Source organism: Paraburkholderia sp. (assembly GCF_035656215.1).
Lineage (GTDB): Bacteria > Pseudomonadota > Gammaproteobacteria > Burkholderiales > Burkholderiaceae > Paraburkholderia.
In genome coordinates, this window is sequence record NZ_DASRSY010000327.1 from 28,379 (window position 1) to 42,077 (window position 13,699).

Consider the following 13,699-nt stretch of genomic DNA (forward strand, 5'->3'; position numbering starts at 1 on the left):
TAGTGGCAGCATTCTTTCGGCGGGATAGCGATCAGCTCTGCGCCAGCGCAGCCGAACGTGCTGCGTCACGCGCACCCTCCTGATGCATGCGCGTGATCAACCCCAGCGCGCAGAACAGCGTAATCAGCACATGCAAAATCCCCAGCGCCACAACTGAAAGAATCGATCCGGTCGCGCCCAGCAGGTACTGTCCAAGAATCGGCGTGGTACCGGCGAACACCATGCCGCAAATCTGATAGGAAAGCGAAATACCAATAGCCCAACCTGGTTGTAGGTGGGCAGCAGACCCATGCCGGTCGTGCAGCAACCCATCAGCATCAGCGTAATGATCAGCGTCTTCTTGCGGCCAACCTTATCGCCGAGGTGGCCGAAGATGATCCCGCCAATCGGCCGCGCCAGAAAACCGACCCAGAAAGTGGCAAACGCCGCGAGCGTGCCGGCCAGCGCCGAAGTTGTCGGAAAGAAGATCTTGCCAAGCACCAGCGCCGCCGCCGTGCTGTACGCATAGAAGTCATACTATTCGATCGTTGTCCCAACGAATGATGCAATACCCGCTTTGCGGGCATTCCGGTGTTGTGTTTCGAGCGTGAGCGCCATCGTGGTACGTCTCCGTTTTGTGTCGCGAATGCACGAGACGGACTTAGCGTCTGCTCATCGCAATTGTTCGTCTAAAGAACTTGTTTTCCTTTAGCGAACAGAAAGCGCGACTATAGGGATCGCTCGTAACAGACGTCAATTAAGGGATTACCCTGCAAGCACTCCATAACAGGAATTTCGCGGCGTAAGTGTATACCCGAGACCCTATTGCCATCGCATTATCGAAATGCCGATAATGTTCTCATGGATGTGAAAACTGCAGTCCGCGTCTTCGACGTGATAAACCTCTTTGCCGAAGTGCGGCAACCCATGATCTATAGCGAGATCGCGCGTCGAACCGAGATCCCGCTGTCGAGTTGTCACGCGCTTTTGCAAACAATGGTGGCCAAAGGCTATCTCTATGCGCCGGGCGTGAAGGCCGGCTATTACCCTACGCAACGGCTGTTGCATGTCGCTCGCGACATTTGCAGCGAGGACCCGCTGACGCTGCTGTTCCAGCCGCTGCTCACCTCCCTGCGCGACGCCACCGGCGAGACCGCGGCGCTCGCCACGCTGGCCGGCAACCGCGTCGTCTATCTCGACGTGATGGAGTCGCGTCAGAAAATCCGTTATAGCGACGAGCCTGGCGGCTTCATGTACCTGCACGCAAGCGCAGCCGGCAAAGCCTTGCTCGGCGCCCTTTCCGTGGACACGCGCCGCAAGCTACTCGACAGTTGCGAGCCCTTGACGGCATCGACCGATGGTTCGGTGATCGACCGGAACACGCTGGAGGTTGAAGTGGAGCAAGGCGTGAAGAACGGCTGGCATCGCTCGACGGGCGAAAACGTCGAAGACGTGGCCGGACTGGCACGCGGCTTCCTGATTCACGGCGAGGCGTTCGCGCTCGTGATCGGCGGCCCGAAGGCACGGCTGTTGAAAAACGAACCGCGCGCGATCGAAGCGCTGCTTGAAATTTACGGCCAGATCCCGCCTGCACTGCTCGCGTGACGGTGCGCTTCTCTGTTCACTGCCCGCTTATGCGAGCAGTGCAGTACGTAGGCCAGATCAGTAAAGGAAGGTGAAATGCGCTGGAAGAACAAACCTGAAGGATCGAACTGGGGCGACTTCGGGCACGACGATCAACTCGGCAGGCCGAATCTGATCGGTGCGGAGCAGGTCCTCAAAGGCGCGCGTGAAATCCGTGCGGGTTTGAGCTTCTGCCTGTCGTTGCCGCTCGACTTTCCCGGCGACAGCAAGCTGAACGTGCGCCGTCATCCGCCCGTGCTACGGCCGACGTTCAAGGACGGCCTGCCCTACGTCAACTTTCCGTTCGCGCGCAACGAAGCAGGCGCCACCGACGTGGTCAGCGACGACCAGGTACTGCTGAGCCTACAGTACTCGACGCAATGGGATTCGCTCGCGCATGTGGGCGCACGCTTCGACGCGGACGGCGACGGCGTGCCGGAAAGCGTCTATTACAACGGCTATCGCGCCAATACAGATATCGTAGGGCCGATCGAATATCGGGCGGACGAAGGCTTCGCGCCACATGCCTGCGGCGGCGAGCACAGCCACGCCGACGTGCTCGGCATCGAAAATCTCGCGGTAAAGGGCATGCAGGGGCGCGGCGTACTGGTCGACCTGGTGGCGCACTATGCGCGCGAACATCGAACGGTCAGTTACGACGATCTGATGTTTGCGATCGAAGCCGATCGCGTCGAGATCGAACGCGGCGACATGCTGGTGCTGCGTACCGGTTTTGCCGAGATGGTGCTGGAGATGAATCGCCAGCCCGACGAAAGCGTGCTCAACAGCCACTGCTGCGCACTCGACGGCCGCGACGAACGCCTGCTGCAATGGATCACCGACTCAGGCATCGCCGCGCTCGCCGCCGACAACTACGCCGTGGAACGCTATCCTGCACGCGCACCGGCCAAGCCTGGCGAGCACCCGTTGATGCCGCTGCATCACCATTGCCTCTTCAAGCTCGGTTTGCCGCTCGGCGAACTCTGGTACTTGCGCGATCTCGCCGTGTGGTTGCGCGCGAACGGTCGCTCGCATTTCATGCTGACGGCGCCGCCACTCAGGTTGCCAGGTGCGATGGGTTCGCCGGTCACGCCGATCGCCACCGTCTAAACCTTTCCTCTTTTATTACCCTGAATCCGAAACATGGCTAAAGAACGAGTTTTGATTACCGGTGGCGCCGCCGGCATCGGTGCGGCATGCGCTGAGCGTTGCAAGGCGGATGGTTACGACGTGGTCGTGATCGATCGCGTCGGCGATGGACTGCTCGCCGACCTGTCGGACCCGCAGGCAACCGCGACGGCGCTCAAACGCGCACTCGAGGACGGTCCGATCACGCGTCTGGTGAATAACGTCGGCGTCGTGGTGCCGGCGAGTGCGGAACAGCAATCGCTCGAAGAACTCGAACGCGCTTGGGCGCTCAACGTGCGCTGTTCGCTGCAATGCATGCAGGCATTGTTGCCGGGCATGAAGGCCGCGGGTTTCGGCCGGATCGTGAATATGTCGTCGCGTGCGGCGCTCGGCAAGGAATTGCGCACCGCCTATTCGGCCACCAAAGCCGCACTGATCGGCATGACGCGCGTGTGGGCGCTCGAACTCGGCGCGTTCGGCGTCACCGCCAACGCGATCGGTCCGGGCCCGATCCGCACCGAGTTGTTCGATCGCGCGAATCCGCCGGATGCACCGCGCACGCGCGCGATCATCGACAGTGTGCCGGTCCAACGTGTGGGAACGCCGGACGACGTCGCGCATGCCGCGTCCTATCTGCTCGATGCACGCAGCGGTTTCGTCACCGGCCAGGTGTTGTACGTGTGCGGCGGCATGACTGTCGGCGTCGCGGGAGTCTGAGCATGAACGCACAGGCTACGCGGCGTGTGGGAATCATCGGTGGTGGAAGTATCGGCATTGCCTTCGCCGTGGTATTCGCGCGGGCCGGCTGGCAAGTGCGTCTGTTCGATCCAGCGGCCGAGCGACGTGAACTTGCGCCAGCGGAAGTCATGCAACGGCTTGTCGAGTTGTCGCGCTTCGGACTGCTCGACGAATCCGCCCGCGATGTGGCAGCGCGCGTTGAAATCGTTGCGACTTTAGAAGCGGCAGCAGCCGGTGCCGATCTTGTGCAGGAATGCGCACCGGAGCGTGAAGAGATCAAACGTGAGTTGTTCATCGAACTCGATCGCGCTGCGCCGCCGCACGCGATTCTGGCGAGCGCGTCGTCGTTTCTTGCGGCTTCACGCTTTGTCGATGAAACGCTGCCGGGTCGTGGCCGATGCCTCGTCGCTCATCCGGGCAATCCGCCGTATCTGATTCCCGTCGTCGAAATCGTGCCCGCGCCCTTCACCGATGACGACGCCGTTACCCGTGCAATCGGCCTCTTCACCGAGACCGGCCTCAGGCCGGTGCGCGTCGCGAAAGAAGTGGAAGGCTTCATCTTCAACCGGCTGCAAGGTGCATTGTTGCGCGAAGCGTATTGCCTCGTGCGCGACGGCGTTGCTTCAGTGGACGACGTCGATACCGTAGTACGCGAAGGGCTGGGGTTGCGCTGGTCAGTGATCGGACCATTCGAAACCGTCGATCTGAATACGCGCGGCGGTATCGCTTCGCATGCGCAGAAGATGGGACCGTCGTATGCACGCATGGGCGCGGAGCGCGGCCAGAACGATCCGTGGACGCCGGAACTCGTCGCCGGCGTGGAAGCCGCGCGACGCAGCGCGTTGCCGCTTGAACAGTGGGAAGAACGCGTTGCGTGGCGCGACCGCGCATTGATGAGACTGACCCGCTATCGCAAGGACTCCGCTCAAAACGATTCATAAGCCACATCCAGCCTCATCCGCTGTATCCGTCGTATTCGCACCCGCCGCATGACCCGATAAATACTATTCGACCAAAGCTAGAGACAGTCACATGCAGAAAATCACCGCTTTCTTCACGGAGCTGATGCGCAAGTATCTGCCCGATCCGTTCGTCTTCGCCATCGGCCTCACCCTCCTCACGATGATTCTCGCCGTGCTGGTTCAGGGCCAGGCGGTGAGCGCGCTCACGCTGAGTTGGGGCAAGGGCTTCTGGGCGCTGCTCGCGTTCACGACGCAAATGGCTGTGATTCTCGCGATGGGCTATGTGCTCGCCACCGCACCGCTCACCGAACGCTTTCTCGACCGGCTCGTCGCGCGGGTGCACGATCCGCGCATGGCGGTGATCGTCGCGACGCTGGTCGGCGGTATCGGCAGCTACCTGAACTGGGGCTTCGGTCTGGTGATCGGCGGGATCGTGGCGCGCAAGCTGGCGATGAGCATCAAGGGCGTGCATTACCCGCTGATCATCGCGTCGGCATATAGCGGCTTTACGATGTACGGTCTCGGTCTGTCGGCAAGTATTCCGGTGCTGATCTCCACCAAGGGGCACCCGATGGAAGCACAGATGGGTGTGATTCCGTTGTCGGAAACGATTTTCTCGCCTGCGATGCTGATCACGAGCCTCGTCGTCATCATCACGCTGCCGCTGCTGAATGCCTGGCTGCATCCCAAGCCGGGTCAGCCGGTTACGGAAATCGACCGCGCGCTGAACGACACATCCAAAGCCGCGGCACCTGCGGTGGATATCGACGAAAGCAACACGCTTGCCAGTCGCCTGAACAACAGCCGCCTGCTGAGCTACCTGATCGGTGCAATCGGCGTGGTCTACGTGGTGCTGTACTTCCACAGCGGCGGTTCGATGGACCTGAACCTGATCAACTTCATCATTCTGTTCCTCGGCATCATCCTGTTGGGCACGCCGATTCGCTATGTCGAGAAGCTGAACGAAGGCATTCGCACGATCAGCGGCATCATTCTGCAGTATCCGTTTTATGCCGGCATTATGGCGATCATGGCGTCGTCTGGCCTCGTCAACACGTTCTCGCATTTCTTCGTCAAGATTGCGACGCCTGCGACGCTGCCGTTCTGGGGCTTGATCAGTTCGTTTTTCATCAATTTCTTCGCACCTTCGGGCGGCGGCCACTGGGTGATTCAGGGGCCGTTCATGATCGAGGCGGCCAAGTCGATCGGCGCATCGGTGGGACATACCGCGACCGCCGTGATGCTCGGCAATGCATGGAACGATCTGGTGCAGCCGTTCTGGATTCTGCCGGCGCTCGCGCTGTCGAAGCTGAAACTGAAGGACATCATGGGCTATACGGTCATCATGATGTTCTGGATCGGCATCGTGTACACCGTGGCGATTCTCGCCTGGGGTTGAGCAAACAAACGACCGCCGCAGGGCGGTCTATTCATTCGATGGAGATGTTCGAATGCTGTATCTCGTTCATATGCAGGTTCAGATTCCTGCCGATGCTGATAAGGCACTCACCGATCGCCTGAAGGTCGAAGAGAAGGCGTTCTCGCAGAAACTGCAGCATGAGGGCAAGTGGCGTCACCTGTGGCGCGTGGCCGGACAGTACGCGAATTACAGCGTGTTCGACGTCGAATCGAACGACGAGCTGCATACGCTGCTCAGTTCGCTGCCGCTGTTTCCGTATCTGGTTGTCGACGTCACGCCGCTCGCGCAGCATCCGTCCGCTATCGCGTCGAACTGAAAGGAACACGCATGCCCTATATCATCGAAACTTTCGACAAGCCCGGTCACGCCGACGTCCGCACGCGCGAGCGCGAGACGCACCTGGCGTTTCTGGAAAAGAACAAGGCGCTGCTGCTCGCCTGCGGCGCAAAGCTGAACGACGACGGTAGCGGCGCAGGCGGCGGTGTGTATGTCGTCGATCTGGAAACGCGCGAGGAAGCTGAGAAGTTTATTGCTGCCGATCCGTTTTCTCTGGTCGACTTGTTCGAGCGCGTGACGATCACGCGCTGGCGCAAGGCGTACTTTGATGGCGAGTGCTGTCTTTGAGTTAAGCGTGTAAGCGTGGGCCTGGCGTTAGTCGTACGGGCTTCTGCATGTCTTTGTTGCGGTTGTCGTGCTCGTGCTCGGTGCTCGGCTCCTGGTTAGCGGCGCTCGTTACTCGGTGTGCGGCTTTATCGCTCATTCAACCAGCGCCATGCGAATCGCAGCGAGCCACAACGCCACGGCATGTGCGCCAGGGTCCACGTGCCCGAGCGCACGATCCCCAACATAACTCGAACGCCCGCGCCGCGGATGCATCGACGCTGTTTGCGCCGCGCCTTCGGTTGCTGCATCGACCGCGACTTTCAATGCCGCGTCGAGCCCGTCTTCTGATCTGGCGAGCGCGGCTTGCAACGCATCGGCGGCAGGTTTCAGCGCGTCGACCATCGTGCGATCGCCCGGATGCGCACCGCCTAACGCCATCAATCCGGCGACGCCCTCACTGAACGCCGCCGACCACGCTCTCGCAGACAATCCACCCGATTGTTCGAGCCCGACCGCGGCGCGCAACAACATCACTGCGTAAAGCGGGCCTGAGGTTCCCCCGACCACGCGCCGGACCGTTGCGGACATACTGCGTAACACGGCGCCCGGTGCTGTTTCCGCGGGATAGGTATCGAGTTCATGGAGAATGCCACGCGCCCCGCGCGACAGGCTGATGCCGAGGTCGCCATCGCCGACGCGTTGATCCATGTCGGTCAAGGTCGGCTCGGCTTCGAGCAGGCACGCACAAACAGCTTCGATCACGTGGCGCAAAGTCGCCTCGCGCGTGAGCGTCGCGCCGTTTGTACGATCGGGCGTAGCGGGTGCGGGCCGCACAGAAACCTGCGCGACGCGACCGCTCAGCACGGGCCATGCACTGGTGTGCGCGGCGGCGTCGAGCCAGCCAAGCCTCTCATCGTCCACGCGCAGCAGTGTCAACGAGACGCCCGACATCTCGAGCGCGCTCAGGAATGTACCGGCCCACGCACGTTCCACATGAATGCCGCGAGCCCCCAGATAACGAAGCGCGGACCCGGCCACGATGCTCAACTCGCTCGACGGCGTGCCGCCGAGATTGTTCACCAGCAAAGCCACCCGCACACCAGATTGCAACGACAAGTCGCCGGCGATCTTCGCCAGCAGTCTTTCGACGATCGCGTCCGCGGGTTCCATCGCGCCGCGCTCTACACCGGGTTCACCGTGAATGCCGAGGCCCCATTCGATTTCGCCATCGGCCAGCTCGAAGCCCGGCTTGCCGGCCGCGGGCACCGTGCATGGCGTGAGCGCGACGCCCATCGTGCCGAGCGAGGCGGCCACGTCGCGTGCAATCTGTGCAACCTCGGCTAATGGACGTCCCGCTGCGGCAGCCGCGCCGGCAATCTTATGAACCAGCACGGTCCCCGCGAGCCCGCGACGGCCCGCGTGGTCACCGCTCGCCGTCAAGGCGACGTCGTCGGCGACGATCACCATTTCTGTGGGGATGCCCTCGGCGCGTGCGATCTCGGCAGCGAGGCCGAAGTTGAAACGGTCACCCGTGTAGTTCTTCACGATCAGCAGAACACCAGCCGCACCGGCTACCGCGCGAATCGCGTCGAGCACGGCATCCGTGGAGGGCGACGTGAACACCTCGCCCGCTACCGCTGCACTCAGCATGCCATGACCTACGTAGCCGCCATGAGCCGGCTCGTGGCCCGAGCCGCCCCCCGAGATCAGCGCGACTTCTCCGCGCGCGGCAACAGCCTCAGCATCGGCACGCACGACGATCGTGCTGCCTTGCAACAACGAGAGATGGGGATTGAGCGCCGCGAGTCCGGCGAGCATGTCCGGGACGACTGCGGAGACGTCGTTGATGAGCTTCTTCATTGCGTCAGCTTCCTATTAAGCTGCCGGCCCTGTGTCGCGAGCTCACGGCAGTTTATGCAGTTGCGAGACCTGAAAGCTCAACTGTACCAAGCATTAGAAGAATGCGACGTGAAGCGCCGACGGTACTCACGCGAATGGCCGCAGCATGCTGACCATCGCTCGCTAGTGAAAACGTATCGACATGCGACGACCGTGAACACGCGAAGACATCAGCGAATGAGTCAAGCCGTGGGGAAATATGGGCAATACGGAAGGGAGAGACTGACAGAACGGCCGCACGACGACGATGTGCGCCTGGGACACGAGAACATGACAGCAGACGAAAGCGAAGCCGTTTTCGTCTGCGTCACATATGCGTTGGTAGGCTCGATTGGATTCGAACCAACGACCCCCACCATGTCAAGGTGGTGCTCTAACCAACTGAGCTACGAGCCTTTAGAGGCGCGAATTATAGAGACTCCGAACGCGTCGCACAAGTCCCACACGGCAAGTAAATGCATGAGCGCGTTTCCTTCGTTTCGTCGCGCAGTTCGCCGTGCGGTTCCTTAAACAACTCGCGTCAGTCTGTCGACGCCCACTCGGTCTGCGTATCCAGCGGAAAAACCGGTCCCCTCACGTGTTTGAACTTGAACAGCCCGTAATCCGAACTCGTCACGCCGCGGCTATCGCACTCCACCAACGCAGCGGCGATCGGCACAAAGACCGGCCGGCAGTACATGCGTGATTTGAGCAACAGGAAACGCGCACGGCGAGGATCGATGCCGACGCTCTCGAATACGCCGAGGTCCCATGGTTCGTGCGTGCGCTCGGTCATCACTAGCTTGACCGTGCCGGTGTCGAGCACCGCCGCGCGCCCCATGAACGCACGCTGACCTGTATAAGTCGGGCCGCTGATGACGTACTCGCCATCGGTCAGCGCACGCACCACACCGGTCACGGCCACCGGCAGCTGCGGGGTCACCGCGCTGCCTGCGACCTTGTTGCCGATCGTCACCGTCACCGTGCTGCCGACACCTGCCGCCATCAGCGCCGCGACGGCTTGCGGATCGCACAACGGTCCGCTGACGATCCCTTCGAGATTCTGCCTGAGCGCTTCGTCCAGCAGATCCATCGTGTCGCACGTGCCACCCGACATGCAGTTGTCGCCATGATCGAGCAACAGCACCGGTTTGTCCGCGCCCTGCGCGAGCGCTGCGGCCTGCGCCACCGACGCCGCTAGCGGCGCGCTGCGATAAACGAAATCCTCGCGCTCGTTCCAGATCTGCCGCGCGATGCGCTCCGCCACCACTTCCGCCTGTTCACGCTCGCCGTTCGCCACCACCACGACGCTGATACACGGTGCCTCGATATCGGCTAGCGAGAAACCGGATAAAACCGACACCGCGAGCATACCGTCAGCCTCTGCTGCGCGCGCGGCGGTCACGGCACGTTTCATCGCACCTTCGGCTGTCGCGCTGCGCAGCGTGTGTGTGAGCAACGGCGGTTGGCGCCACGCGATCACCGGCTTCGCGTTGCCGTGGACCAGGTCGAACATCAGACGTGCCGCATGCGCGCCGGTCTCATACATATCGACGTGCGGATAGGTTTTGAAACTGACGATCACGTCGGCGTTGTCGATCATCTTTTGCGTGACGTTGCCATGCAAATCGAGTGCAACCGCAATCGGTGCATGGGGCAATGCGGCGCGCACGCGTTCGAGCAGATCGCCTTCGCCGTCGTTCGAATTCTCGGCGACCATCGCGCCGTGCAGGTCGAGCATCACGGCATCGCAGCCGGTTGCGGCCGCAACGATCGCGTCGCAGATCGCGTCATAAGCGGCGGCCTCGACCCGGCCGCTCGGATTCGCCGATGCGGAAATGGGTGTCACGATCGCGGCATGCTCGCGCTCGGCTGCATCGATGAACGCGGCCATTGCCGTCTGCATACCCTTGTTTTCGTTGAACGCGTCTTCGCCGTAGCTCGGACCGTTGCGGCCGAACGCGGCAAGCGGCGTCGCCACCGGCGAAAACGTGTTGGTCTCGTGGTTCATCCTTGCAATCAGGATCTTCATGCTTGCGTGCTCCCTGCCGTTTGCGCGGCGTTCAGCATTGCCTGCAACAGGACGTTGCAGCCGGCCTCCAGGTGATCCGCACGCGCGTCTTCGATTTCGTTATGGCTGATGCCGTCCTTGCACGGTACAAAGATCATGGTGGCCTGCTTAGCCGCGGCGACGCAAGCAGTGCGTAGCGTGGCATCCATCTCGGTGAGCGAGGTATCGTCGGCGGCGCGCAGATCAGCAAGCGTCCCGACGGTTGCTGGTTCATGAACTTGCATCGGTGCTTCCTCGTGGTGAAGACAGCGTGCGCGTCAGACGACGCCGACGCCGAGATAACGGTCCTTGATCGAATCATCGGCGGCGAACGAAGCGTTGTCGCCTTCGTAAACGATCATGCCCTGTTCGATGATGTAATGGCGATCCGCAAGTTGTGTGCAGACTTCCAGATTCTGCTCGACCAGCAGAATCGCGACGCCCGCTTCACGGATCAACTTGAGTTGCGCGACGATCTCTTCGACAATCACCGGCGCGAGACCTTCAACCGGTTCGTCGAGCATCAACAGTCGCGGATGATTCATCAACGCGCGGCCGATCGCGAGCATCTGCTGTTCGCCACCAGAGAGTTGCGCGCCACCGTTGGTGCGCCGTTCTTTCAGGCGCGGGAAAATTCGGTAGATGTCGTCGAGTTGCCACGGCGAATCCTTGCGCGCGCCGAGCCGCAGGTTTTCTTCGACAGTCAGCAGACGAAAGACACCGCGATGTTCGGGCACGAAGCACACGCCGCGCGAAGCGATCTTGTGCGACGGCATACCGTTGATTGCAACGCCGTTGAACGTCACCGTACCGTGCTGCGGCGTGATCACACCGGCAATGGCCTTGAGCGTGGTCGACTTACCCGCACCGTTACGGCCCAACAGCGTGACCGTTTCACCATCGTTGATTTGCAGGAAAACGCCTTGCAGAATGTGGCTCTTGCCGTAGAAGCCGTGAATCTGCTGCACGTCGAGTATCATGCTCGGCCTCCGGTGATCATGTTGCCGAGATAGGCGCTGCGTACACGCTCGTCGCCACGAATATCGTCCGGGCGTCCTTCCACCAGCACGCGTCCTTGCTGCATGACGGTGATCGTGTCCGAAATGTCCATCACGATGCCCATGTTGTGTTCGATCAGCACGACGGTGTAATCGTCGCGCAGGCCGCGAATCAGTTGCTTCATGTCGTCGAGATCGTCGATGCCCATGCCGGAAGTCGGCTCATCCAGAAAGATCGCCTTGGGCCGCGCAGCGAGCGCCATGCCGACTTCGAGCCTACGCTGCTGACCGTGCGACAGCGCGCCCGCAGGCACCTCGCTAAAGCGCTGCAATGCGAGGCGTTCAAGCACACTGTCGACAGTATCCGCATGAGTGAGCACGCCATGTGGCGGCGTCCACGCGTTCAACGCACGCACCGCGTCGACACCTTGCGCGGCGAGCCGCAGATTTTCGCGCACGCTCAGATTGGCGAACAGGCTCGTCACCTGAAACGAACGCGCGATGCCGCGGCGCACGCGTTTGTGATCGGGCTCGCGCGTCACGTCATGGCCGTCGAAGATGATCTTCCCTTCGGTGATGGGCAACGTGCCCGTCAACACGTGAAACAGCGTCGTCTTGCCCGCACCGTTCGGACCGATCACCGAATGCACGGTACGCGGCATGACGCGCAGATTGACGTCGGAGAGCGCCGTAAATTTTCCGTATCGCTTCACCACGGCGCTCGCTTGCAGAATCGCTTCGCTCATACGCGCTCCCTGGTTGCGTGGTTGCCTGCGTCGTTGTCAGCATCGGCGGGCGGCTTGCGCCGCAGTGCTTGCCAGATTCGTTCGCCCAAACCCCATAGCCCGCGCTGCATGAAAAGGCTAACGGCGATCAGCACGATGCCGAGCAGCAACAACCAGCGCGGCCATAGTGTGGAAAGCCAATCGGCGAACAGAACATAGAATGCCGCGCCCAGCACCGACGCGAACAGATTGCCCGTCCCGCCGATCACGGTCATCACCAGGATCATCTCGCTCGTGTGGTAATCGATGTTGGACAGTGGCGCGATACCGGTCATCAGCGCATGCAATGCGCCAGCGAGGCCCGTCACCGCGCCGGAGATCACGAACGCCATGAGTTTGAAGCGTTTGACGTCGTAGCCGACCGCGGCCGCGCGCGCTTCATTGTCCCGAATCGCCAGCAACGTCCGGCCGAATACCGAGTGCGAGACGCGCATCAGCAACCAGAACACCACAAGGAACAGCACGGCGACAAAACCGTAGTACTGCCACGGCGAGGTCAACGGCACGAGCGCTTTGCCGAACAACCCCAGTGCCGGGCGTGGGATGTCGAGCAAGCCGTTGTCGCCACCGGTCAGATCTGGCGTGGAGTAGGCGAGGAAGTAGAAGAGTTGTCCAAATGCGAGCGTCAACATCACGAAGTACGTGCCGCGTTGACGGATCGAAAACCAGCCGACTAGTGCAGCGGCAGCCGCACCGATCACGATCGCGGCGAGGAGCGCCACGGGTATCGGCAGCACCGTTTTAGTGAGGACAAGGCCCGCACAATAGCTGCCGAGTCCGAAGAAAATGCCCTGTCCGAAAGAGAGCAATCCCGTATGGCCGAGCAGCAGATTGCAACCGAGTGCGGCGAGCGCGAACACCAGCACTTCCGTAGCAAGCGATCCGGAGCGCAGCGTGAGGGGCAACACGCACACGACCAGCAACGCAAACAACAGGAAGCGATAGCGATGCAACACGTGCTTCAAGCTACGTTGAGCCGGCTGGGAAGAAGCGGCTTGTACAGCAGGTTTCGAGGTATCGATCATGCCACTCTCCCGAGCAGGCCATTCGGACGTAGTAGCAGCACCGCGGCCATCGCGACATAGATCATCAGCCGCGCACCCTCCGGCCACAACGTGCTCATCACGCTCTGCACGATTCCGACCAGCAACCCGCCGACGAGCGCCCCCAGAAAATTGCCCATCCCGCCGACCACCACCACGACGAACGCGACGCTGAGCGCCTCGATGCCCATGAACGGATCGACGCCACGAATCGGTGCGGCGAGCACACCCGCCAACGCGGCAGTGGCAGCGCCCAGCGCAAACACCAGGCTGAAGACCCGCGTCACGTTGATGCCGAGCAGCGACACCATCTCCGTCGACTCGCTACCAGCGCGCACCGCGCTACCGAGCCGCGTGCCTTCCAGCACCCACCATAAAAGCGCAGCCAACACAGCCGTGAAGCCGATCACGAACAGACGGTACTTCGGGTATACGAAACTGCCCCAGATCACCACGCCGTTCAGCATGTCGGGAACCGGCACGTTGTCGCCG

14 protein-coding genes, 1 tRNA gene and 2 pseudogenes are annotated in these 13,699 nt (G+C 61.5%); 7 read left to right on the forward strand and 10 right to left on the reverse strand.

From position 1 onward, the window contains the following. Window positions 1–31: 31 nt before the first annotated feature. Window positions 32–223 (reverse strand): hypothetical protein, encoded by a 192-nt coding sequence (locus VFE81_RS18815; protein ID WP_325046051.1) that lies wholly within the window; start codon window positions 221–223, stop codon window positions 32–34. Window positions 224–255: 32 nt separating this feature from the next. Beyond that, window positions 256–597, reverse strand: a pseudogene (locus VFE81_RS18820) (MFS transporter); the annotation flags it as partial. 243 nt (window positions 598–840) lie between these two features. On the opposite strand from VFE81_RS18820, the gene VFE81_RS18825 reads away from it, so the two are divergent. The 7 genes from VFE81_RS18825 to VFE81_RS18855 all read left to right on the forward strand — a co-directional run bounded on the left by VFE81_RS18825 (window position 841) and on the right by VFE81_RS18855 (window position 6,474). Next, window positions 841–1,584, forward strand: a complete 744-nt coding sequence (locus VFE81_RS18825; protein ID WP_325046036.1) for an IclR family transcriptional regulator — start codon at window positions 841–843, stop codon at window positions 1,582–1,584. A gap of 75 nt (window positions 1,585–1,659) precedes the next feature. Next, entirely contained in the window at window positions 1,660–2,712 is a 1,053-nt protein-coding gene (locus VFE81_RS18830; RefSeq protein WP_325046037.1) for a cyclase family protein, read from the forward strand. A gap of 33 nt (window positions 2,713–2,745) precedes the next feature. After that, window positions 2,746–3,447, forward strand: a complete 702-nt coding sequence (locus tag VFE81_RS18835) for an SDR family oxidoreductase (protein ID WP_325046038.1) — start codon at window positions 2,746–2,748, stop codon at window positions 3,445–3,447. Window positions 3,448–3,449: 2 nt separating this feature from the next. Further along, the gene (locus VFE81_RS18840; RefSeq protein WP_325046039.1) at window positions 3,450–4,409 is read left to right on the forward strand and encodes a 3-hydroxyacyl-CoA dehydrogenase; all 960 of its coding nucleotides are present in this window, start codon (window positions 3,450–3,452) and stop codon (window positions 4,407–4,409) included. 91 nt (window positions 4,410–4,500) lie between these two features. After that, a complete protein-coding gene (locus VFE81_RS18845; protein ID WP_325046040.1) occupies window positions 4,501–5,829 on the forward strand; it encodes a short-chain fatty acid transporter in 1,329 nt (442 codons plus the stop codon). Between the two features lie 52 nt (window positions 5,830–5,881). After that, complete coding sequence (gene catC, locus VFE81_RS18850) at window positions 5,882–6,166, forward strand: muconolactone Delta-isomerase (protein ID WP_325046041.1); 285 nt, start codon at window positions 5,882–5,884, stop codon at window positions 6,164–6,166. Between the two features lie 11 nt (window positions 6,167–6,177). Then, window positions 6,178–6,474, forward strand: coding sequence for a YciI family protein (locus VFE81_RS18855; RefSeq protein WP_325046042.1), 297 nt, complete (start codon window positions 6,178–6,180; stop codon window positions 6,472–6,474). Between the two features lie 132 nt (window positions 6,475–6,606). Here VFE81_RS18855 and dhaK read toward each other — a convergent pair whose 3' ends face one another. From dhaK to VFE81_RS18895, 8 genes and pseudogenes are all read right to left on the reverse strand, one after another. Beyond that, complete coding sequence (dhaK, locus tag VFE81_RS18860) at window positions 6,607–8,313, reverse strand: dihydroxyacetone kinase subunit DhaK (RefSeq protein ID WP_325046043.1); 1,707 nt, start codon at window positions 8,311–8,313, stop codon at window positions 6,607–6,609. Window positions 8,314–8,671: 358 nt separating this feature from the next. Beyond that, window positions 8,672–8,748 (reverse strand) — tRNA-Val (locus VFE81_RS18865). A 124-nt stretch (window positions 8,749–8,872) separates the two neighbouring features. Then, window positions 8,873–10,363: a M81 family metallopeptidase gene (locus tag VFE81_RS18870; RefSeq protein ID WP_325046044.1), complete on the reverse strand. Its 1,491-nt coding sequence runs from the start codon at window positions 10,361–10,363 to the stop codon at window positions 8,873–8,875. After that, window positions 10,360–10,611: pseudogene (locus VFE81_RS18875) on the reverse strand (Zn-dependent hydrolase); the annotation flags it as partial. The pseudogene VFE81_RS18875 and the gene VFE81_RS18870, both read right to left, overlap by 4 nt. 48 nt (window positions 10,612–10,659) lie before the next feature. Further along, a complete protein-coding gene (locus VFE81_RS18880) occupies window positions 10,660–11,361 on the reverse strand; it encodes an ABC transporter ATP-binding protein (protein WP_325046045.1) in 702 nt (233 codons plus the stop codon). Next, entirely contained in the window at window positions 11,358–12,125 is a 768-nt protein-coding gene (locus VFE81_RS18885) for an ABC transporter ATP-binding protein (RefSeq protein WP_325046046.1), read from the reverse strand. The genes VFE81_RS18880 and VFE81_RS18885 overlap by 4 nt, the downstream gene beginning before the upstream one ends. Next, window positions 12,122–13,189: a branched-chain amino acid ABC transporter permease gene (locus tag VFE81_RS18890; protein ID WP_325046047.1), complete on the reverse strand. Its 1,068-nt coding sequence runs from the start codon at window positions 13,187–13,189 to the stop codon at window positions 12,122–12,124. Before VFE81_RS18890 ends, VFE81_RS18885 begins: the two co-directional genes overlap by 4 nt. Then, window positions 13,186–13,699, reverse strand: a 514-nt coding sequence (locus tag VFE81_RS18895) for a branched-chain amino acid ABC transporter permease (protein ID WP_325046048.1), incomplete at its 5' end; no start/stop codon positions are given. The genes VFE81_RS18890 and VFE81_RS18895, both read right to left, overlap by 4 nt.